A 20,674-nucleotide genomic window follows, 5' to 3' on the forward strand; every position below is an offset into this window, starting at 1 on the left:
CATGCTTCTCGAACGTACATCCGAGACGGCGTGGGTGCAGGACGCCCTGCACGCGGCGGCCGTCGGGAGGCCTTCGCTCCTGCTGTGCACCGGGCCCCTCGGCATCGGCAAATCCAGCTGGCTGCGGGAACTCACCCGGAGCCTCGACGTCCAGAACGTGCGCGTCATGCGCGCCACCGCGGCAGTCATGGAACAGGACTTCGCCTTCGGCGTGCTGCACCAGCTCTTCGACAGCCTGGCCCTCAACTCCTCGGACGGGACCAATGCCCCGGACGAGTCCGGCGTACTGGACGCCCCCGGCGGTTCAGCCGGAGAGGTGGCCTCCCCCCTGACCGCCCCTCTCCTGGCGGCCGGTGCGGGGACCCCGCTGCCGACCGGTGGCGAACCGCGGCCGGAAGACCTGCTGCCCGCCCGCATGGACGACCCGTCGGCGCTCCGCGAGGCGATCCTGACGGACCTGTGCGCGCTGCTGACCAGGCTCGGCCGTGAGCGGCCCCTGCTGATCCTCGTCGACGACGTCCAATGGGCCGACACCCGGTCGCTGGAACTCCTGTCCGCTCTCGCGGGCCGCCCGCACGGCGTGCGGGCGGTGCTTGTGTGCACCCTGCGAGACGGTGACCCGCGCGCCCGCCACCCGCAGGTGTGCGCGGTGACCGATGCGGCCACGCAGGTGACGCGACTGGCGTCGCTGTCGCACGCGGCCACCGGACAACTGGTGCGCGAACAGCTCGGCGAGAGCGGCGACGAGGAGTTCGTACGGGCTTGCCACCGGGCGTCCGGTGGCAACCCGGCGTTCCTGCGCGCCCTGCTGCCGGCCCTCGACGCCGCCGGGGTGCGGCCCACCGCCCCGCACGCCGGGGCCGTCACGGCGCTGCGGCCCGCGCCTCTGCGTGAACGGCTCGCCGACTGCCTGCGCGCCCAGGATCCGCCGGTCCGCGACCTGTCCGCCGCGATGGCGATCCTGGGTGGGGAGTCGTCGTGCGGGCTCGCCGGGCGACTGGCCGGACTCGACGAGATCGGCGAGTTCGACGCCCTGGGCGTCCTGCACCGGCTCGGCCTGCTCGTGGCCGAAGGCGTGGCGCAGTTCATCCACCCGGTGGTGGGAGAAGCGGCCGAAGCCTTCATGTCCATTGCAGAACGCGGTAGTTGGCACGCTCGGGCGGCAGCGCTGCTGCACGAGACGGGACACCCCGCCGAAGAGGTCGCCGCTCAGCTCATGGCGGCCGCGACACCGGGTGACGACTGGTCCGCCGCCGTCCTGCGCACCGCGGCGGACGCGGCGCTTCGACGCGGCGCCCCGCAGGAGGCCGCGCGTTTCCTGCGGCGTGCCCTGCTCGACAGCCCCGAGCAGGGCGCGGAGCGCGCACGCCTGCTGATCGACCTGGCGACGGCGGAGAACGCCTACGACAGCGCCGCCTGTGAACGCCACATCGCCCAGGCGGTGGCCCTGCTCGACTCGCCGTACGACCGCGCCGCGGCCGCGCTGCGCATCTCGCCCGGCCTCCTCTGCGCGGTGAGCCCCTCCGGCGTGGAGATCCTCCGGCAGACCGCCGCCGATCTCGGCCCCCCGGCCCGGCTGAACGACTCGGCACGCGAGCTGGCCCTGCGGCTGGAGGCCCGGCTGCGCTACAGCGCCCGGCAGGATCCCGCCGAACTTGCGGGGGCGGTACGGCGACTGCGCGAGCGGCGCGAGGAGCCGGCCGTCGCCTCCGGCGCCGAGCGTGAATCGCTCGCCGCACTCCTGTACGCGGCCACCCTCAGCGGTCGGCTGCCCGCGCACGAGGCCGCCCGGCAGGCCACCCGCATCCTGGAACGGGTCCCGGCCACCGGTCCCGGGTCCGCGCACGTACTGCCCTTGCTGACCGCGGTGTTCACCGGTGCCGACCAGGTGGACGCACTGGCCGACTGGCTCGCGGCCCGCGAGCGGCACCAGCGCGAAGCCGGCGAAGCGAGGGACCCGCTGGCCCAGATCGAACTGGCCACGGTCTTCCTGGCCCGGGGCCGGATGGCACACGCCCGTGAGCACGCGGAGCAGACCTTCGGAAAAGCCGCGAACGCTCAGCACGGCGACAGTGCCGCGAGCGCCGTCGCGGTGCTGGCCGCGGTCGCCCTGGAGACCGGGGACACAGCCCTCGGGGAGCGGGTGAGGGCCGGGGCCGGCAGAGGGCGGGCAACGGAAGATCTGCTCTCCACCACCATGCTGCGCCTAACAGAGGCTCAGATGATGTTCCGCCGAGGAGAGTTGGACCGCTCGCTCGCCACCGTCCTCGCCTGTGGCCGCCGGCTGGAGGCCGTCGGCTGGCGAAACCCCGTGCTGTTCCCGTGGCGGCCCCGGGCGATCCGGCTCATGCAGCGCAGCGGCGATCTGGAGTCCGCCCGCGCGCTCGCCGAGGAGGAATACGCTCAGGCCCGGATTCTGGGCGCCCCGGTCGCGATCGGCCGCGCGCAGCAGCTTCGCGGCAGCCTTCGGGGCGACAGCGAGGGTACGGCCCTGCTGCGCGACGCCGTGCGTGTGCTGCGAGGATCGGCCAACGAGCTGGAACTGGCAAGAGCTCTGCGGGCGTTGTCCCGAGCGCTGCGCGTGGGAGCCGAGGCGCGCGACCTCCAGTGCGAGTCGGCGGCCCTGGCCATGGCCTGCGGGGTGACCTGGAAGACCGAGCGGGACCGGTCCGGCACGCCTGACCCGGCCGACCCACAACCCGAACCGTCGCTCACACCGACCGAGTCGAGGGTGGCGGCATTGGCCGGCAGTGGTTTCACGAACCAGGCGATTGCCACGGAACTGGGCGTCGGATGCCGGGTGGTGGAAAAACACCTGACGAATTCCTATAGAAAACTCGGGATTTCGGGGCGTCGGCAACTGCTGGCGCTCATGGCGGGCACCGGGACCATTTCCACCCGCACCTGAGCCGAGCGGTCTCACTTCGGTACCGGGGGAACGGTGCGGTCTCCGCAAAACTCGATTCGGTGCACCGCCCCTTCGGCCCTCGGTGCGCTTGCGTCATCTCCCCGGCCCTCTGAACAGTGGCGGAGTGGGACCGCACCGTACCGAACCACCGAAGTGCGCAGGCCGGACCGAACCATCGAACCCGATGACCACAGTGTTGATCCACGAAGGTTGTTGAGCGTTGACTGCCACGAAGTCAACTACTTAATGTTCACAACAGAGTTCAGCTCTTCCGGGCCTCCTCGATTTCGAGACCGCATGAAATCAGGGGGAGTTCACCCAGTCGTTCCGCAAAATCTCACGCCATGAAAGGACAGAGATATTCCATGGCGATTTCCGTACTCGCGCCGACAGATGTGGCGCAGACTGTGGCGCAGGACCAGCCCGCCGACCGGACGGGCCTGGCGCTAGGGGGACCGCTGCTCGACCGGCCGGGTCTCACCATGGTCTGCCTCGACCGGAGTCTGACGGTGCAGCAGGCGAATCAGGAGTTCTTCAGACGGTTCGGCGGTGACTCGGCGCAGCCCTGCGGCCGGCCGTTCGCCGACCTGGTGCATCCCAGCGCGCAGCAGCCGTTGCTGCGCAAGTTCGCCGGGCTCACCGAGGGCAGACGTGACCGCTTCAACAGCGAGATGCTCGCGGTCGGGCACGACGGACAGGCCTTCACGGCCTCGCTCTCGGCCTGTGCCGTGCGCAGCAGCACGCCGGACGTGTCGGCGATCTGGGTGATGATGACCTCGGACGGCGAACCCGTGGACACCGACGTCATGCCCAGCCGGAAGAAGATACTCAGCGAGGTCGACGCCCGGATCCTTGAAGGAATAGCGGCGGGCGTCTCCACTGTGCCGCTCGCCGCGCGCCTGTTCCTCAGCCGCCAGGGCGTCGAGTACCACGTGACCTGTCTGTTCCGAAAGCTGCGGGTGCCCAACAGGGCGGCGCTGGTGTCGCGCGCCTACTCCATGGGTGTACTGAAGGTGGGCGTGTGGCCGCCCAAGGTGGTGGAGGACTTCGTCAAGTAGTCGCCGCCGGGGTGTGCCGGGAGCAGCCGGTGCCGCACGTCCCGGCAGCCCTGCCTGCATACTCCGCAGGAACCGCGAGCGCGGCCACCAGGAGACCGTCACTGACCAGCCAGCGGCCGTTCAGTCGGTCGAGCGGCCGCCCGGCCTGCCGCAACGGCGAGGGCACGAGGACCCTTGCGGAATACGTCGAGGTCGGTGCGTTGATCGAAATGCGCGCGTCCTCGAACTCCAGCCGACGGGACGTCGCCGGGTACCACGCCTTGTATACGGTCTCCTTGAGGCTGAAGAGCAGCCGGTCCCAGTGGACACCCGGTGCGACGGAATCCAGCTCGCACACCATCGCCTGTTCCTCGGGAAGCGCGATGCTCTCCAACACCCCGGCGGGAAGGGGCGCATGGGGCTCCGCGTCGACGCCGAGCATGCGCACGTCCGAACTGCGTGCCACGGCGGCCGCCCGGTATCCGGCGCAGTGCGTGATGCTCCCGACCACACCCGTCGGCCAGCAGGGCGCATGGTGGCGTCCTGGCAGCAACGGCGCCTCGGGTACACGCAGTTTGACCAGCGCCTGTTTCGCACACCACCGCCCGGTGGAGAACTCGCTTCGCCGGGCGGTGGTCGCCTGTCGTACGACCAGGGCTTCCAGCGGATGCAGTAACGCCTCGGGCAGATCGCCGAACGTTTCGACGCCGACTGCGGACCCGGGAAGAATACGCTCGATCATGCGGAACCTGTCTTGGTAGGAACGGCCACCGCACGATCCAGCCGGGGCCAGAGGCCGGCCAGGGCGGCGGACCACTGCGGATTGTCGGCCCTCGGCCCTGCCCCCGCCGAGGGCTCTGCCGCGGCATCGGGAGCCGGCTCCCAGGCCAGGACGGAGTTCAACGAGTGCAGGTCACCGACCCAGGCCAGCAGTCCGTACACGCCCGTTCCAGCATTCGACGTCAAGACCTCACCCCTCATCCGTCACCGGGCTTCGAGGCTACGGATGCAGAGCTAGTGAAACTCGTAGGGGCGCCTTGGCGATGCTGGGCCACATGGTGACACTGAACGGGAAGCTCGTATCCGTCGATGATCTGCTCCCTCTGGCCCTCGTCAACCTGGGGCATTTCACGACCATGCGTGTGGATGCCGACGGCAGTGTCCGCGGCCTCTCCCTCCACCTGGAACGCCTGGTGAGGGATTGCGGAATCGTGTGGGGCGCCGACTTGGACCCCGGACGCGTCCGGGACTACGTACGGCAGGCCCTGGAGGGGCGCAGCGGACCGTGCACCGTACGCGTCACGGTCCACGACCCCAGGGTTGACCTGGTGCGTCCGGCGGATGCGGGGAAGCCGCAAATCATGGTGTCCGTGCGCGGGGCCTACGCGTTCCCGGTGGAGCCGCTGCGCGTGATGAGCGTGCCGTATGAACGCGACCTTCCCGAGGTCAAGCACGTTGGTCTGTTCAGCTCCCTGTATGCCCGCCGCACGGCGCAGAACGCGGGATTCGACGACGCGTTGTTCGTCGGCCGCGACGGACTCGTCAGCGAGGGCAGCAGCTGGAACGTGGGATTCGTCGATGCTTCCGGGACCGTGGTCTGGCCGCACGCCCCGGTGCTGCCCGGCGTGACCATGGCCCTGCTCCAGCAGCGCACCGGGCATCGGATCGCCAACGTCACCCTGACTCGTGCGAAGACCGCGGTCGCAGCCTTTGCGACGAACACGAGCATCGGCGTGCGCTCCCTGGCCGCGATCGACGACGTCGAACTCCGCACTGATCATCAGGCGTTGAAGCTGCTCCGCGAGAGATATTTGTCCGTCCCGGGGGAGACGCTGTAGAGCCGTTCCATGGTCGGCGCAGCCGTCCGGGTGCGGCTGTGCGTCCGCCTGCGTCGCCGACGGCAGGGCGTGAGTGCCGTTCGTCGAACACGGGGCCTCGCCGTACCGGCAGCCACGGGCGAGAGTTTCCCGGGAGGAGGTCCACTCGGTCTGCAGTTGGGTGTCGACTTCGGCTCATACAAGATTTTCGTGAGCGTTGATCGTCCAGATGCTGTTGTCAGTTGGAGGCTTGGGGGTGCGGCGTGAGTGGGCGACGAGGATGACGCGTTTGCGCAGAAGCTGGATGCCGGCCCGGCCTCGATCCGGTTGAGCCAGGAGCTGTTGGTCGGGGTGTAGGCGATCTCCACGTTGTTCGCCGCAGCCCAGGTCCCGATCCGCTGGCACCGCTTGGTGGTCAGGTGCGGCGAGTAGTTGTCGACGACGATCGCGATCCGGACATCCATCGGATAGAGAGTTCGTAGGTAGCGGCAGAACTCCAGGAACTTCGACCGGTTCTTCGTCTTCTTGATGTGACCGTAGAGCTGGTCCTTGGCCAGGTCGTAGGCGGCGAACAGGTGCCGGACGCCGTGCGGGCGGGTGTAGGTCGCCCGACGGCGGGGCCGGGGCTCGCGGTCGGGGTCCTTGTGCCGGCCGCCACGTTCGGCCCACTGCCGTCCGGGGTGGGGCTGGAGGTTGAGCGGCCCGAACTCGTCCATGCAGAAGATGACTTCGGGCTCGCCTTCCTCGGGTATGACTTCGTCGTCGGCTATCGCGTAGAGGTGTTCGATCCGGGCCTTCTTCGTGGCGTAGTCGGGGTCACGGGAGGTCTTCCAGGTCTTCACGCGTTGAAAGGAGACGCCTTCCTCGCGGAGCGCGATGCGCAGGCCCTCGTGGCTGATGTCGTCGACCACCCCCTCGGCGACCAGGAAGTCCGCCAGTTTGGCCAGGCTCCAGGTCGAGAACGGCAGGCCGTGTTCTGTCGGCTTGGACTTCGCGATCTTCTTGATCTCACGGCGCTCGGGCAGGGTGAACGTCCTGGGCCGGCCGCCCTTGTACTTGGGGTAGAGCGACTCGAAGCCGTCGGCGTTGAAGTTGTGGACCACGTCCCGGACCCGGTCCGGACTGGTGAACGTCACCTCGGCGATCTTCACCACCGGCATGCCCTGCGCGGACAGCAGCACCATCTGGGCCCGCCGCCAGGTCACCACCGAGCCGGTGCCTCTGCGGATGATCCGCAGCAGTCGCCTGCCCTCGTCGTCATCGATCTCCCGGACCTGCACGCGTTCAGCCACGTGATCATTCTGACCGCCCGGCGCCGCCCAGCGCAGCAACCGGGCGACACGTCAGGACAGGGCAAACGTTGCCTGATGCGGCACTAGTTGGATTCTGGGGCGCCACTTCTCGAAGATCCACAAGCCCTCGGCGTCGGCTTCGTGTCACCACCTGCCGCACTGTCCCAGGCTGAGGTGTGTGATCGTTGCGCAGGGCGAGCTCGACATGGCGTCGGCGCCCCTACCGCGCCAGGCGACGGACGCGGCCGCCGCCATCCACCCGGCCCTCGTCCTGGAGACAGCCGCGGCGACCTTCGCAGACACCACCGCACTGAACCTGCTGCTGCCCCTCCACCAGACCACCACACTGCACATCCCCCCAAGAACAGCTGCTGCGACTGCTCCACATCACGGCCGCCGATCAGGTCCTCCACCTTTACCCGGAGCCTGGCACAGGCCTGCGTCGAGGCCAGCACGCTGTCGACCCGGACCGGGCAGCGTCGTAGCGACGGCTCCTGCCGCAGGTCAGCTCCTGCTGATGCCGCCGCGCGGTACGGCTCTGAAGGATGTGTCGTGCGTCGCGGAAGGGGGCGGTGATAACGGCGGCATGACCGCGCACCGCCGGGGCACAGGCCGCATCCCCGACACAGCGCCTACGGGAGAACCAGGTCACGCGCCGAGCCCACCCGCCGATCGCCTCCGCGACGACGCGCCGGCCGCCGCGCGCCTCGCGGTAGGGCGGGCGCCCGGGGCACTCAGGGTGGCCCCCGGCAATCGCTGACGGCGCACGCCCGCCCCGACTGGGGACTAGCAGGCCAGCCTGTCGAGCAACGAGCCGGTCGACGCCCGGCGGTCGTGCACCGCGTCACAGGCCGAGAGGTACTGGGGGAACTCCCCCCTCAGACGGGTGACATGCAGCAGCTGGCCAATCGCAGGGTGGGTGTAGACCAGCCGCAGCCACCCGGCCCGGCACACTGCCGTGCGGCGGGCCTCGCACACCACACGCAGGAAGGTGACGTCCGCGAATGTCACCTGGGACAGGTCCAGCACCACCAGCGTATCGCCCGGATCGTCCAGCGCGGCGTCGAGAACAGCGTGCAGAGCGGGGGCCGTCAGGATATCGAGCTCCCCTTCGGCCCGCACGACCCGGCACTGCCTGCCGAACCCCGGGGAGGGCAGGGGAAAGCAGGGGCAACAAGAGCAAGAACACGTTCACAGCACACTCCCGGACTCGTACCGATCAGGGCACGACGCCGGGGACCAGGGCGACGTCGTCCAAGGATTCCAGCGGCAACACCTCGCGCAACGGCGCAGAAACGTCCCCCTGGCAAAACAGCCCCCACCAACCACTCCTGCGGGTGAATCCCCGAACTGGAGACCTTTTTTGGGTGCGGGGTCTGCCTGGTGGCGCAGTGGGAGATGGTGGATCGCTGCGACTTCCTGCGACAGCGCGGGCACAGCCATGCTCACGCTCCTCCCCCTCAGACTCCCGGGAAAGGCGGCTCCGACAACGTACGGGCCGAAACCAGGACGTCGTCCGGGCCTGGAGAAAGGGTGCATGGGGTCGCCGGTCGTCGGTCTCAGCAACCGGGACCAGAAGTACGCTACCGGGAGTGGGTTGGCTTTAACGGTGCAGGTGGCCCCACCTCTTCCGGTTCCAGCTGGGCTCTGGCAGTGATCACGGGGAGCCGTCACAGTCGGTTACTGAAGCAGGATCATCTTGCGGAGGAGTTCGCCAGAGCCCACCTACATCCGGTTCCCGGACTCGCACGCTGAACTGGCCCGCACGGACAGGACGGCGCTGTCCTCCACGCGATCCTTCCCACCACCGACTACCAGCAGCTCATTGACCAAGTCCCTGATGCCCGAACGGCTTGTGTTCTGCCCCTCACCTGGCACCACCCGCTGCTCTGCGCAGTCCTGGCGGACGGCGACGCCGTACTGCGCGCCCGCTGGTGACCGGCTCCTGCACGCGAAGAAGACGCAGGCTCCAAGCGGGTCAGAGTTGCGGAGGTGCTTGGCGTCCCGCCCAGGCGGTCGTCGGTGGTGGCGTAGCGGGGGAAGTCCTTGGCCGCACCTAGGAGGGCCAGGAGGCGTTCGATGAAGGGCTGGTCGTAGACGAGGCGCAGTTGGTGACCAGCCTGTTCGCAGTGTTGCTGCGCGATATTCAGCTGTTGCAGGACGGCGGAGTCCATGAAGGTGACCGGCCGCAGGTCGACGATGAGCCAGGCGTCCCCGGGTCTGCGGAGTGCTTCCTCGCAGTAGGACGGCGAGTCCGTGGAGGTTGGCTATGTCGAGTTCTCCGCTCAGCCGCACGATGCGGCAGTCGGTTCTCGTAACGGGCCATGGGTTGTTGTCGATGGGGTTTTGCCTCTCCTTCGCATGGCACCAGGCACGAGCAACGCGAAGAGGACAGGAAACTGCACGTCGGAGTGTCGTGGCGGAGGCCGCCGCTTTCGGGGCGGCCTCGTGCCCCTTTTTGTGCGGCGCGGCCCCCAGGGGCGCCACGGAGCACTCCCTCCAAGCTGTCGGGGGCATGCATCGGTCCGGCGTTGAAATCTGCTCCGAGGGACGGTCCGGGCATGCACAACATCCGCGGGAGGGATGCGGGGCCCGGCGTCTGTGCTCCGCAGGCTCACTCTGCTGCGGGAAGGGGAACCTCTGTGGCAGCACCCGGCTGGCGTGGAGAGGTCGTGCCTTCAACATAGAGCAGACCCAGCACCCCGACACCCCGTTCCCGGAAGCCCGCGCGAACATCGCACTCCACCACGATCCGGACATGGCATCGGCAGGGGCAGTAGCCCGTAGCCGACCTCCGCGGTGGACCACGCGGTGGCCACCTCCACCACGGTGCAAAGCCGCATGTCGCCCAAGGTTTCGAGGGGGCGGGGCAGGAAACAACAGCACCCAGGGGGCACGGGAGCGAGCTCACCACGCTGTCGCGTGGGGCGGGGAATCGCCCGCCCGGACCGTGCAGCCCCGCAGTCTCCTGGCGGGCAGCGGAGACTGCGGGAGTACCCCGCTGCGCACAGGCCGGGAAGAGGGCTGGAGCCGTGCAGTCGGCGGTGCGTCTCCAGCCCCGCCTGAAGACCCGCCTCAAGACCAGTGGCGGTGAACGCCCCGTGTCGCGAAGGGGAATCACGCTGGACAGCAGTGCGTGGGCGGTCCGCTACCGGCCCGGGAACATGGCCCAACCCGCTGATCGGCCCGATGCTGGAACACCCCCGCCCTGATCGGACGCGGTAGTCAGCCGGTGGGGTTCAGAGCTTCGTCGAGAGTGGGATACAGGTGCAGAACCTGGTCGGTGCCGGTGATCTCCAGGAGCTCGCGCAGCTGGTCCGGGGCTGCGGCGATGCGCAGTGTCGTCAGCCGGTGGGCGGTCAGCAGGAGGTTCAGGGCGGAGGAGTCCGTGAACGTGACGGCCCCGGCATCGAGGACGACCACCTCATGCTCGTGGGCGGCACCTTCCAGGGCGTGCCGGAGCGGGGGCAGCGAGCGCAGATCGAGGTCTCCCTGTGCGGAGACCACCCAGATACCGTTCTTCGCATACTGGGCACCCAGGGACTCAGAGGCGGAACTCATACAGGCGATGTCTCCTCCAGCACCGTGAGGCCGGACAGCCTCGCTACAAGCCCAGTGTCCGCCACCGATTCCCCTCTCGGAGCACTCGGCAGCTGCGGGCACCCCTTCCTGCATACAGGCAGAGACAGAATGCGCCTTCCACGCAGGCAGCCGCACAAGTCCGCCCACGGGAGAGGGTATTGCGGAGCACCTGATCCTTGCGGAGTGTGGAAACATTGATCATGGGTACGCGGACTGTGCCCGTGCCACGCAGAACACACGCCGGGCGTAGCGGGACGCAGTAACAAGGGCCGGGAACATCCTGGCCGAGAAGAGGTGTCCCCCATTTGTCCAGTGCGCAGGAGCCGGTGAAACTGCCCATCACCAGGACGGCCGGGTACGACGGCAGTACCGCGGGCATCGCCGCGGCGCGGGCCTTCGCCATGGACTTCCTCCACCTTCTGGGAACACGGTGCGGGCTTGTGGTTCCCGCCCGGCTGCGGGAGGTGGTGCCGTTGGTGGTGAGCGAGCTGACCACCAACGCCTGCAAGTACGCGCCCGGACCCCAGCGGCTGGAACTGGAAGCCGACGAAGCCGACCTCCGGCTGTCCCTGTGGGACACCAGCCCCGCCCTCCCGGTGGTCCTCGCCGCCGATCCCGGCCGGATCGGGCAGCACGGCCTGGCCATCGTCACCGCTCTCTGCCAGGACTACACCGTCCACCCGCAGCCACCGGGGAAACGGACCACGGTCCGCATCTCCCTCGCCGACAGCCCCGGACACACCACCTTGGCCTGAACCTGCAACAAACCTGTCCGGAGAAGGGGTGGGACGGCCGCCGCTGACCCGGGCGGCGGCCGTGACCCATGAGGCTGCGAGTCCCCCCGCGATCCGCCTCAGGGCTGCCCTCCCGGACAGCAGGGGTGCGGGAGAGCCCCCTGCGGTGGTGGGAAGGCGGAGGCCGGGGACGCGTGCTCGGTCATGCACCCCCAGCCGGGCCTTGGATCATCCATCCGTGGCTCGGGGGCCGGGAGCCTGCCGCCCGCACCCGGGGTATTCCATCGGGCACAGCGCGTCCACGCCAGGGTGGAGCGCCCCGCCCGGTACCGGAACCGGCTTTTCAGCCCACCGCTTCGAGCCCGTCGGCTCATGCCGGATGGCGGGCCGCCGAAACAGATACGGAACGAGCGTCCTCAACTCCGTTCATGTCCTGCTGGATTCGTGATGCGAGGGTCCGGTGGGTCGGGGCGGCGCACCGTACAGGCGGGGTGGTCTCCCCCAGGGGCTTCAGCGGGGCTCGGGTGTTCTGCGTACGGGGGGCGTAGAGGGGCGTTGACGCTGGTACCCCGCAGCAGGACGGTGCCCGCAGGCCGTGCACGTCCGCGGTGCCACGAGAGTGAAGGGGCGCGTCATGACGATCGCGAAACTCGACACCGGCCTGTGGGCCACCGGTATCGGACTGGCTCCCGGGCAGGAGCACTCCTGGACTCAGGCCGACCAGAACTACGGCCAGGTCCGCTGGTTCGTCGCCCACCCCCTCGCCCTGCCGGGGACCGAGCGCCGGCTGGAGGTCACGCACGTGGGCGAGTGGGTCAGCGCGACGCGCGCACGCACCATCAACGTCGTCGTCAGGAACGTCGGTTCGACGACGGCGAACTACGGCATCTTCGTCGCCCAGAACGTCTGACCTGAAAGGAAGTCCATCGTGCGTGCTTTCGTGCTCTACGACAAGGACGGCACCATCACCTCCGCCGGCATCCCCGCAGCTGCCGACACCGGCAGGCAGGCCCTGCTCAACCAGCCCGGCACCGCTGTCACCGAAGTCGACCTCCCCGACACCAGCGCCTCCGGCACCCGCATGACAGAACAGGCCACCGGCGAAGACCTCACCGACAAGCTCACCCAGGTCATGGCGGACTACCGGATCGAGATGTCGGGCAACGGGCCTTCTCTTACCCGCAAGTAGCCAACGACGAAAGCCTGTCTGCCGTTGCCGCAGCAACGCCGACACGCTTCGCTACGCACTCGGCTGTTGCGGTACCCGGTGCAGGAGTACGTCGTGCCCGCGCGCAAGGACTGGCCCCGCTCAGCGGTCCGACGCAGGAGCGCGCCGCCTGGGCACGAACACGTTCCGGGGCATGCTCAGGCGGTGGGCGGCTGCTGCTTCCTGCCTGGCGGTACGGCGGGAGTGTCGGGCACCGTGAGGGTGCTGCTGACGATGTCGCCCGCGACGTCGGCGATGCGCCGACGGTGGTGGCGGGCGTAGGTGCGCAGCCGCTGGAAGGCGGTGTCGGGGTCGATGTGCTGGCGGGCGGTCAGGAAGCCCTTGGCCTGCTCGATGATGCTCCGGGTGGAGAGGGCTTGCTGGAGCTGCATGCCCAGGGTGCGGTGGTGGTCCAGGGTGGTCTGCTGGAGCAGCGAGACAGCGGTGGCGTCCGCGAGCGCGCGGGCCAGCTGCTGGTCCGCCTCGCCCAGCGGTTCGGGGATGCGGCGGAAGAGGTTGAGGACACCGATGGTCTCCTTGCGCAGCTGCACCGGGACCGCATACACGGACAGGTAGCCGTCCTGGTGGGCGCGGGCGGTGAAGTCGGGCCACAGGCCCTCCACCGTCAGGTCGTGCTCGACGGCGTGGCCTTCGAGGTAGGCGGACCGGCAGGGGCCCTGGGCTGCGTCGAGCTCGAAGAGCTCGACCATCCGCACCCGCTCCGACGTCGCGGCGACCAGGCGCAGGGGTCCGCCCTGCGGGGCCAGCATGACGCCGGCGTCGCCGATGTCCAGCAGGGACGTGCAGTGCTCCGCGACCCGGTACAGGAAGTCGACTGGGTCGAAGTCGTCCACCAGGGTGTCGGCCAGGTCCACGAAGGCGGCAGCCAGCCGCGCCTCACGAGAAGCCCCGCTGCGACCACCGGAGGGACCCGCTTCGCCAGCGGGAGGAGGGATGAAGGAAGAGGAAGAAGAGGACACGGGCGTCTCCGATCGTCGGTCTCAGCGACCGGGACCGGAAGCACACTACGGGGACTGGGTGGAATACCACCCGGAGCCAAACGCGCTGAGTGTTCGTCACGCTACTCCCCGCACTGACACTGTGGAAGGGACCTGCCGTGTGGGCACCACGGTCGTCCCCCTCCCGTACGCGGACAGACAACGGGACCGTCAGTGAATCTGCTGCTCCAAGCGAACACCCGTCTGCTCATCCATCCCTCACCAACCGGCTCCTCCTCTTGGGCCCTGCGGCCACGCGGGAATGACGGAAAGGGAGCAGCATGACGGTGTCAGCCGGTACCTCGTTCGGGAGTACTCATGACCACCACCTGGAATCAGCGACCCGTCAGAAGCGATGGGGGCGGCGGTGAGTATCTCCCGGCCCTCGACATCCCCGCCCCCGGTCGGCAGCGGCGTCGGGCTGGCCTCCTCCACCGTGGCCGCGACCAAGCCCGCCGACACGCCGGACCGGCCCTGTGTGGGCTCTGGGGTGCGAGGGAGGTCCGGGGTGGAAGTAGATGTGTTCCTTCCCCCTGTGGGTGCCATTTGTGGGCTGAAGAAACGCTTCTTTGACCAAGCTCTCCCTACGGTGGAAGAGCCAGCACCCCAGACCCCGGTGGCCTCACCCCTGCCTGCGCCCGCGCAGCGTGGGGTCCTGACGTATTCGGGGGATCCTCGTGGGGATCACCGACCGGGAACCGGCTACCGCCAACCCGGGCCACGCCCAGCACATACCGGGTCCAGGACTGCGGGCCCGTACCGTCCGTCTGCACGGCTTCAGCATGGCCGAGCTTCACGGCGAGATCGACCTCCAGAGCGCACCCGAAGTCCAGGACCACCTCGACGCAGTCATCGCCTCCACCGGCGCCCAGATGGCCGTGGACCTGCGGCGCGCCCTCTTCCTCGACTGCATCGCACTCGCCCTGCTCTGCCGCGCCCACCGCCACAGCACCGAACACTGCGGGCAGTTGCACCTCCTGCGTACCCGCCCTGGCACCGCAAGGTCCTGGACACCGCCGGGCTGCGCACCCGGCTCCACCCCGTCAGCACTCTCGAAGAAGCCCCCCCGCACGGCAGACAGCGGCCGACCAGGCTCTGCATGAACACAGGACCGGCCACCACCTCGCCCGGAACGGGGGCCGGCTTTTGTCAGCGGCCGACATGGGTGGGCATGGTGGCCGGGACCGACGTTAGCGCGTACCGCGAAAGCACCGGGGCCCTTCGATGCGATACGCAGTGCAACAGGCCCGACTGACGAAAACCGTCGTCGAAGCTGTGATCGCCTGGGACTACCCGACGGCTGCCGGGTGCCCCTTGTTGCCACTGCCCGACGACTTTGAGGGCACCTTCGGCGAGACCCTCGCGGGAGCGTTGGCACAGATCAGCAAGGACGAGCCAGACGTCGGTGCTCGGTAGTCCGTGGCGGACTGCAACAACGCCAAACCCCTGATCATCGCGGTACGGGGAGCCGACCTTCTCGTCATGGGCAACCGCGGCCATGGTGCGTTCCCCCAGGCACTGGTCGGTCCGGTAGGTCAGCACTGCCTACATCTCACGACCTGCCCGGCGGTTGTCGTCCGCCAGGTCTGACCGGATGAGCGCGACGGCAAGTTCGCATGGTCGGCACGGTGACAGATGCGTCCGCTGGCCGCCGGGGCCTCCCCCTGAGTGGTGGACACGCTGATACTGGATCTTGATTGATCTGGAGGAAGCGAGAAGACCACCGATGGCATTGAAGGACTATCCGGACGAGTTCAAGGCCGATGCCGTGGCCCTGTACGAGTCCACACCCGGGGCGACGTACAAGAGCATTGCTGCTGACCTGGGCGTTAACCGGGCAACCCTGCGTGTGTGGGTGCTGCGGGACCGGGATCGCCGTGGCGTCACTGCCGCGGGTGCGAAGCCGGCCGCCGGTCACCGGGCGGCGGTGTCGCCCGCTGATCCGGACGAGCGGGTCCGGCAGCTGGAGGCACGGGTGGCGGAACTCGAGGCCAGCGAGCGCAAGCTCACCACCGAGCGGGACGTCCTTCGCAAGGCGGCCAAGTATTTCGCCGGAGAGACGAACTGGTGACCAGCCGCTTCCAGTTCGTCGACGACCACCGGGCCACCTACGAGGTGAAGCGGCTCTGCCAGATCCTGGACGTCAACCGGTCCAGCTACTACAAGTGGCTCGCCGGCGCCGGGCCCCGGGCCGCCCGCCAGCGTGAGGACCGTCTCCTGGCCGAGGAGATCCGCGAGATCCACGGCGAGTCCGGCGGCGCCTACGGCTCCCCGCGCGTGACCGCCGAGCTCCGCGCCACAGGACATGAGGTCAACGAGAAGCGGGTCGCCCGGATCATGCGGGCGTACTCGATCACCGGCATCCGCCTGCGCAGACACATCCGCACCACCCTCCCCGACCCGTCGGGCTCACTGGTTGAAGACCTGTTCCAGCGGGACTTCACCGCCATCGAGCCGGGACAGAAGTACATGGGCGACATCACCTACCTCCCCCTCGCAGAAGGGGAGTTCCTCTACCTCGCGACCGTGCTGGACTGCTTCAGCCGCAAGATCGTGGGCTGGTCCATCGCCGACCACATGCGCACCAGCCTGGTCGCCGACGCACTACGGATGGCCGCCTCAAGCCGCGGCTCGCTGGACGGATCGGTATTCCACTCCGACCACGGAGCCCAGTACGGATCTGGGGCCTACGCCGAACTCTGCGACCAGCTCGGGGTGACCCGCTCGATGGGCGCGGTCGGCACCAGCGCCGACAACGCGGCCTGCGAAAGCTTCCACGCCTCTCTGAAACGCGAAACCCTCCAAGGAGGCCCCGCCTACGCCGATGCCGGCAGCTGCCGCCGGACCGTCTTCGCCTGGCTGACCCGCTACAACATCCGCCGGCGACACTCAACCAACGGCCACCTCAGCCCCGACGAATACGAACGACGACACCACGCCGCTAGACTCACACTCGCCGCGTGATCAATAACCGCGTGCCCACCTTCTTGGGGGAAGGCCCATCATCATGGCCTACGCGCCGCCGCCGGAGCAGACGATTGCATCATCGCCTGCACACGTTCGCTCACGCCCGACCGTCAACGCGCAAGCGCGGCCCGTATCCAGGGACACCATAGAGACCTGCTCCAGGGACAGCGGCAGCCACACCGTCGGCCGGACAAGCCCTATCCGCATCCACGGGCGTTCAACGGTGCGCTGCCTCTGAGCCCTTCGCGTGGATCAGGTAGCGGCGGCGACGCGTGGCCGCTGAGGTCATGGTGGTGGCGGTGGTCCCATACGTGGGCGGAGATCCGGGCGATCAGTCGGGCTGCCGGGTCGCAGACGGCTTCGCCGGAGGCCAGTGGGCCGGTGTAGCAGACGGCGATGACGTAGGCGGGCGCGTCGTGCGGGCGGACGACACCGACGCTGTGCCGTACTCCACGGCTCCAGCCGTTCTTGAACGCGATCCACGTCTGGGGCGGCAGGCCCGCCGCCAGGTCCACGCGGTGCACGTTGCCCGCCACCAACTCCAGCAGATCCGGCGGAAGCCAGCACAGCAGCCGCGCCAGGTCGTTAGCGGTCACCAGATTCGTCACCCCGGCGGCGCGTGCCCCGAAGTCCTCGATGCCGCGCCGGGTCACCGCATGCCGGGCGCCGGCCAGTTGCCAGACCTCCGCGACTGCGTCGAGTCCCACGTGGGCCAGGCAGGTGTTCGCCGCGAGGTCGGACGAATGCCGCACCATCCGCTCCGCCAGCCAGCGCAAGGGCACACGGTGGCCGAGCATGCGCCACGTTTCGGCGTCGATTTCCCAGTCCTCGGAAATGCGGTAGGCGGGCCCGGGGACCGCTGAGACGAAACAGTTCTCCACCAGCACCGGGGCGTCCAAGTCGAGCCCGCTCCGGTGCAGGGCCGCAAGGATCGCCACCTTCATCGTGCTCGCCGCGTAGTGCCTGTCCTGCGCGCCCCGGGTGACGAAGGGCCGCTCGACCTCGCCCAGCCAGGAGGCGTACACCGACAACATTTGACCTCTCTACCCACCCGCACCAGCGCCCATCCACAGCGCACCCAGTGAACTGGGATAGGCACCTGGACGCTGCCCCGGTACGGATTTGTTTCCGTCCGTACCGAGGCAACGGGCTGCGGTCCCGCCCGGTGCCCGTCTTTAGCGGGCCGAATTGTTGCTCGTTCCCACAGGGGTCACATGGAGGAGGCCGACGCCCTCATTGCCTGTGCCGGGTTCGGCGTCGACCTCGGCTTGGATCGTGACGAGATCGGCGCGGCCGAAGGGGACCACCTATGAAGCGCCTGGTCTGGATCGGGGAATCATGTGCAGGGCTCGGGGGTACAAGACGAGGCCCAGTGTGGGGCGTGGCTGTGTGCCGGGTGAGATCTCCAGGCTCCAATGGGCAGCGAGAGTGGCCAGGGCGAGAGTGGTTTCGACTACGGCGAACGTATCGCCGATGCACTTGCGGGCACCGCTGCCGAAGGGGATCAAGGCGCCGTGCGGAGGCCGTAGGCGCCCCTGAACTGTTGCCCAGCGGTCGGGGTCGAAGCGTTCCGGATCGGGGTACAGACCGGCTCACGTACCCAAGGACGGCCGTCCCGCTGAGAACACGACCCGCGAAGCCATGGGCGACTCGCTCCCGGACAGCCCTGTGGCGGCCACGCCCAAGAGGCGTGGCCGCCACAGCCAGAGTCAGGAGTGGTGGAGGGGGTTGAGGAGGTGCTCGTCCGGAGCCGGGAGCGGAGTGACGGCCGGTGCCCGGCCCCAGCCGCGGAGGTCGTCCTCGGCTGCACGGTGCAGGAGTTCCAGTACGGGGCTGTGCTCGGGTACGGGCATGACGGGTTCCCTTTCGTCTTGGGCGGGTGGGGTTCAGGAGACCCAGGCGTTCACGGCGAAGCGGTAGTCGCCGAACTCCCGGGACGCACACTGGATCGGCAGGACCTCGTGGTAGGCAGTGCCGGGGAAGAGGAGCAGGGTGTCGAAGCCGGGCTCGATCTCCCGGTAGCTCTCCGCCCGCCATGCCTTCCCTTCCCGGGCGGCGACGTCGTACAGGCGCAAGGCACCACCGGTGAACGCCTTGGGACGGCGGTGGAAGTAGTAGAGGGCGGTCAGCTGGTGCACGGGGTCGAAGCCGAGCTCTCCGGCGTCGGTGTGTGCGGCGAAGCCGGCACTGTCGCCGTAGGCGGTGATCTGGGTGGCGACCTTCACACCGGGGGCCTGGATACCGAGCACGGAACGGGCCAGGGGCAGGCAGTTCGCCAGTGCCTGCCGCAGGAAGGGACTGTCGAGCGGGAGGTAGGCGGCCTGCCGGCCGAACTCTGAGTCGTCCCCCGCCACGAACTCCGGCCGATGCGCGACCGCGAACGCGTGCAGACGCTCCGCATTGGCGCTGCCCAGAAAGTTCTCCAGCCGCAGTACCGGAACGGGCATCACCGCCGTCGGCGTCGCATGCCCGGTGAGTACACCGGGGCCCACCACCGTGTCCGCCACCACCGGGCCCGGCCCGTCCTTCAGCGCATCGGTCATACCATTCAGCCAACCCCACACCCGGAACTCGCGGCAGGGCGCACGCCAGGCGCACATCGGCGCAGTCTGGGGAGATAGGGGCAGACGGTGGGTACGGCTGTGATTCCACCAAGTCTGGAGAAGGACGGGTTCGAGTCAGGGGCGAATTCACGCGGGCTGCGCGGCTACGGTCCGCACCACGAAGGGCCACGACCGACCGTGAACGCGGCAATCACCCCCAACCCAACCGCTCTGGCCCTTCACGGCACCCCCGACGCTGAGCTGCCACCATCGCTCCACCAAGAAGAAGACGGAGGCAGGGGGCACACGAGGGCCACACCCCGCATCAGCTTCACCGAACCCCTCGCCCGGCTGCCCCCCACCCTCGAACGATGGCCGTCGGGGTGTAACGGAACCCTGTATCGCACTTCAGCCCAGGGGGATGCGGTCGGGGCTGGCTGTCTCAGTTTCTGCGGGAGTGGTTTGGCGGTGACTTCGGGAGTCGTTTGAGCTCGTCGGCCATGATCAATGTCAATGCGCTTTGATGTCGCTGGATGGCCAGGGCCCACGCCGGTTGTTCCGGCAGTGACGGGAGCGCTTTGGAGGAAGAAGAGCGCGAAGGGTCCCCTTCATACCAATTTTTGCGTTCTGGGTACGATCTTCCGTTTATTGTTCTATGTTCAAAGGACAGACAGCCTCTCCGCACCAGTCAGGTGCTGCCACGACAGAGGTTCTTTTCCGCAGCAGAGTGAGCCTGCGGAGCACAGACGCCGGGCCCCGCACCCACTCCCGCGGGTGCTGTGCAGGCCCGGACCGTCCCTCGGAGCGATTTCGACGCCGGACTAATTCATGCCCCCGGCGGCTTGGAGGGAGTGCTCCGCGGCGCCCCAAGGGGGGACCGCGCCGCACGGGCACGAGGCCGCCGCCCCGAATGCGGCGGCCTCCGCCATGCCACCCGACGTGCGGCTTCCTGTCTTCTTCGCGTTGATTCGTGCCTGGTGCACCGCGAAGAAGAGGAAACCCCATCGACAACACCTCATGGCCCGTACCGAGAGCCGAATGCCGCATCGTGCGGCTGACCGGTGACCTCGACATCGCCAACCTCCACGTCCTGACCGTCCTGTTACGAGGAACCACCGACCAGACCCGGGACGCCTGGCTCATCGTCGACCTGCGGCCGGTCACCTTCATGGACTCCGCCGTACTGAACGAACTGAGCACCGCCCAGGAACACTGCGAACAGGCAGGCCACGGCCTGCGCCTGGTCTACGACCAGCCCTTCATCGGCCGCCTCCTGGAGATCCTCGGCGCGACCAAGGAGTTCCCGCGCTACGCCAGCGCGGACGACGCCTGGGCAGGCCGAGAGGCACCCCCCAAGCTCTGACCGGCCGCCTCCCGAACCGCGGGCGCGGACGGCAACCAGGCCCTCGCAGAAACCGGAGACGCTGAGCTCGCGGCTGAACTCAGCAAGCACGGCGAAAGCCTGGAAAACGAGACGGCCACCGCGTGGATGACACTCGCCTGGCCAGGCGCGGGGCTGTGATGAGGATTCTGGGGTAGCCGGGGTGGGAGAGCAGAACGCTTCGGCAGTGAGGCGCACAGATGATTTT

Annotated in this window: 18 protein-coding genes and 2 pseudogenes; 10 read left to right on the plus strand and 10 right to left on the minus strand. The window is 68.7% G+C overall.

What is annotated here, in order from left to right:
- Window position 1 precedes the first annotated feature (1 nt).
- On the plus strand, window positions 2–2,908 hold the full coding sequence (locus tag IE269_RS38305) for a helix-turn-helix transcriptional regulator (protein WP_189827945.1): 2,907 nt from the start codon (window positions 2–4) through the stop codon (window positions 2,906–2,908).
- Window positions 2,909–3,390: 482 nt separating this feature from the next.
- The gene (locus tag IE269_RS38310; RefSeq protein ID WP_189828000.1) at window positions 3,391–3,966 is read left to right on the plus strand and encodes a LuxR C-terminal-related transcriptional regulator; all 576 of its coding nucleotides are present in this window, start codon (window positions 3,391–3,393) and stop codon (window positions 3,964–3,966) included.
- Here IE269_RS38310 and IE269_RS38315 read toward each other — a convergent pair.
- Window positions 3,959–4,687, minus strand: a complete 729-nt coding sequence (locus IE269_RS38315) for a 4'-phosphopantetheinyl transferase family protein (RefSeq protein ID WP_189827946.1) — start codon at window positions 4,685–4,687, stop codon at window positions 3,959–3,961. The genes IE269_RS38310 and IE269_RS38315 overlap by 8 nt on opposite strands.
- A gap of 313 nt (window positions 4,688–5,000) precedes the next feature.
- On the opposite strand from IE269_RS38315, the gene IE269_RS38320 reads away from it, so the two are divergent.
- Entirely contained in the window at window positions 5,001–5,783 is a 783-nt protein-coding gene (locus IE269_RS38320) for an aminotransferase class IV family protein (protein ID WP_189827947.1), read from the plus strand.
- 293 nt (window positions 5,784–6,076) lie between these two features.
- Here IE269_RS38320 and IE269_RS38325 read toward each other — a convergent pair.
- From IE269_RS38325 to IE269_RS38340, 4 genes and pseudogenes are all read right to left on the minus strand, one after another.
- A pseudogene (locus tag IE269_RS38325) lies at window positions 6,077–7,054 on the minus strand (IS630 family transposase); the annotation flags it as partial.
- 786 nt (window positions 7,055–7,840) lie between these two features.
- Window positions 7,841–8,176, minus strand: coding sequence for an STAS domain-containing protein (locus tag IE269_RS38330; RefSeq protein ID WP_189827948.1), 336 nt, complete (start codon window positions 8,174–8,176; stop codon window positions 7,841–7,843).
- A 689-nt stretch (window positions 8,177–8,865) separates the two neighbouring features.
- Window positions 8,866–9,261: pseudogene (locus IE269_RS43885) on the minus strand (STAS domain-containing protein); the annotation flags it as partial.
- A gap of 1,018 nt (window positions 9,262–10,279) precedes the next feature.
- Complete coding sequence (locus IE269_RS38340; RefSeq protein ID WP_189827950.1) at window positions 10,280–10,615, minus strand: STAS domain-containing protein; 336 nt, start codon at window positions 10,613–10,615, stop codon at window positions 10,280–10,282.
- A gap of 347 nt (window positions 10,616–10,962) precedes the next feature.
- Between IE269_RS38340 and IE269_RS38345 the strand changes: the two genes are divergently transcribed.
- The 3 genes from IE269_RS38345 (at window position 10,963) to IE269_RS38355 (ending at window position 12,559) form a co-directional block, all read left to right on the plus strand.
- Complete coding sequence (locus tag IE269_RS38345) at window positions 10,963–11,391, plus strand: ATP-binding protein (protein ID WP_229898457.1); 429 nt, start codon at window positions 10,963–10,965, stop codon at window positions 11,389–11,391.
- A gap of 613 nt (window positions 11,392–12,004) precedes the next feature.
- Window positions 12,005–12,280 (plus strand): hypothetical protein, encoded by a 276-nt coding sequence (locus tag IE269_RS38350; RefSeq protein ID WP_189827951.1) that lies wholly within the window; start codon window positions 12,005–12,007, stop codon window positions 12,278–12,280.
- 18 nt (window positions 12,281–12,298) lie between these two features.
- Window positions 12,299–12,559: a hypothetical protein gene (locus IE269_RS38355; RefSeq protein ID WP_189827952.1), complete on the plus strand. Its 261-nt coding sequence runs from the start codon at window positions 12,299–12,301 to the stop codon at window positions 12,557–12,559.
- A gap of 176 nt (window positions 12,560–12,735) precedes the next feature.
- On the opposite strand, the gene IE269_RS38360 is transcribed toward IE269_RS38355, so the two are convergent.
- Window positions 12,736–13,557, minus strand: a complete 822-nt coding sequence (locus IE269_RS38360; protein WP_229898456.1) for a GAF and ANTAR domain-containing protein — start codon at window positions 13,555–13,557, stop codon at window positions 12,736–12,738.
- 695 nt (window positions 13,558–14,252) lie between these two features.
- On the opposite strand from IE269_RS38360, the gene IE269_RS38365 reads away from it, so the two are divergent.
- The 3 genes from IE269_RS38365 to IE269_RS38375 all read left to right on the plus strand — a co-directional run bounded on the left by IE269_RS38365 (window position 14,253) and on the right by IE269_RS38375 (window position 16,539).
- Window positions 14,253–14,678 (plus strand): STAS domain-containing protein, encoded by a 426-nt coding sequence (locus IE269_RS38365; RefSeq protein WP_368861149.1) that lies wholly within the window; start codon window positions 14,253–14,255, stop codon window positions 14,676–14,678.
- Window positions 14,679–14,994: 316 nt separating this feature from the next.
- The gene (locus IE269_RS43890; protein WP_368861148.1) at window positions 14,995–15,165 is read left to right on the plus strand and encodes a universal stress protein; all 171 of its coding nucleotides are present in this window, start codon (window positions 14,995–14,997) and stop codon (window positions 15,163–15,165) included.
- 136 nt (window positions 15,166–15,301) lie between these two features.
- A protein-coding gene (locus IE269_RS38375; protein ID WP_438817655.1) for an IS3 family transposase occupies window positions 15,302–16,539 on the plus strand; the annotation gives its coding sequence in 2 pieces (ribosomal slippage) (window positions 15,302–15,632 and window positions 15,632–16,539; 1,239 coding nt in all).
- Window positions 16,540–16,739: 200 nt separating this feature from the next.
- On the opposite strand, the gene IE269_RS38380 is transcribed toward IE269_RS38375, so the two are convergent.
- From IE269_RS38380 to IE269_RS38395, 4 genes are all read right to left on the minus strand, one after another.
- Window positions 16,740–17,576 (minus strand): serine hydrolase, encoded by an 837-nt coding sequence (locus IE269_RS38380; protein ID WP_189827954.1) that lies wholly within the window; start codon window positions 17,574–17,576, stop codon window positions 16,740–16,742.
- A gap of 273 nt (window positions 17,577–17,849) precedes the next feature.
- Window positions 17,850–18,128, minus strand: coding sequence for a cytochrome P450 (locus IE269_RS38385; protein WP_189828004.1), 279 nt, complete (start codon window positions 18,126–18,128; stop codon window positions 17,850–17,852).
- 123 nt (window positions 18,129–18,251) lie between these two features.
- On the minus strand, window positions 18,252–18,395 hold the full coding sequence (locus tag IE269_RS38390; RefSeq protein ID WP_189827955.1) for a hypothetical protein: 144 nt from the start codon (window positions 18,393–18,395) through the stop codon (window positions 18,252–18,254).
- A gap of 33 nt (window positions 18,396–18,428) precedes the next feature.
- Entirely contained in the window at window positions 18,429–19,085 is a 657-nt protein-coding gene (locus IE269_RS38395; protein WP_189827956.1) for a 2OG-Fe(II) oxygenase, read from the minus strand.
- 1,048 nt (window positions 19,086–20,133) lie between these two features.
- On the opposite strand from IE269_RS38395, the gene IE269_RS38400 reads away from it, so the two are divergent.
- Window positions 20,134–20,448, plus strand: a complete 315-nt coding sequence (locus tag IE269_RS38400) for an STAS domain-containing protein (protein ID WP_189827957.1) — start codon at window positions 20,134–20,136, stop codon at window positions 20,446–20,448.
- Window positions 20,449–20,674: the final 226 nt, after the last annotated feature.

The sequence above is a fragment of the Streptomyces spiroverticillatus genome, from assembly GCA_014650415.1.
GTDB lineage: Bacteria > Actinomycetota > Actinomycetes > Streptomycetales > Streptomycetaceae > Streptomyces > Streptomyces spiroverticillatus.

Coding starts and splice junctions, on each gene's coding strand:
- IE269_RS38305 (WP_189827945.1), top strand. CDS start 2: ATGCTTCTCGAACGTACATCCGAGACGGCGTGGGTGCAGGACGCCCTG.
- IE269_RS38310 (WP_189828000.1), top strand. CDS start 3,391: ATGGTCTGCCTCGACCGGAGTCTGACGGTGCAGCAGGCGAATCAGGAG.
- IE269_RS38315 (WP_189827946.1), bottom strand. CDS start 4,687: ATGATCGAGCGTATTCTTCCCGGGTCCGCAGTCGGCGTCGAAACGTTC.
- IE269_RS38320 (WP_189827947.1), top strand. CDS start 5,001: ATGGTGACACTGAACGGGAAGCTCGTATCCGTCGATGATCTGCTCCCT.
- IE269_RS38340 (WP_189827950.1), bottom strand. CDS start 10,615: ATGAGTTCCGCCTCTGAGTCCCTGGGTGCCCAGTATGCGAAGAACGGT.
- IE269_RS38350 (WP_189827951.1), top strand. CDS start 12,005: ATGACGATCGCGAAACTCGACACCGGCCTGTGGGCCACCGGTATCGGA.
- IE269_RS38380 (WP_189827954.1), bottom strand. CDS start 17,576: ATGTTGTCGGTGTACGCCTCCTGGCTGGGCGAGGTCGAGCGGCCCTTC.
- IE269_RS38390 (WP_189827955.1), bottom strand. CDS start 18,395: ATGCCCGTACCCGAGCACAGCCCCGTACTGGAACTCCTGCACCGTGCA.
- IE269_RS38395 (WP_189827956.1), bottom strand. CDS start 19,085: ATGACCGATGCGCTGAAGGACGGGCCGGGCCCGGTGGTGGCGGACACG.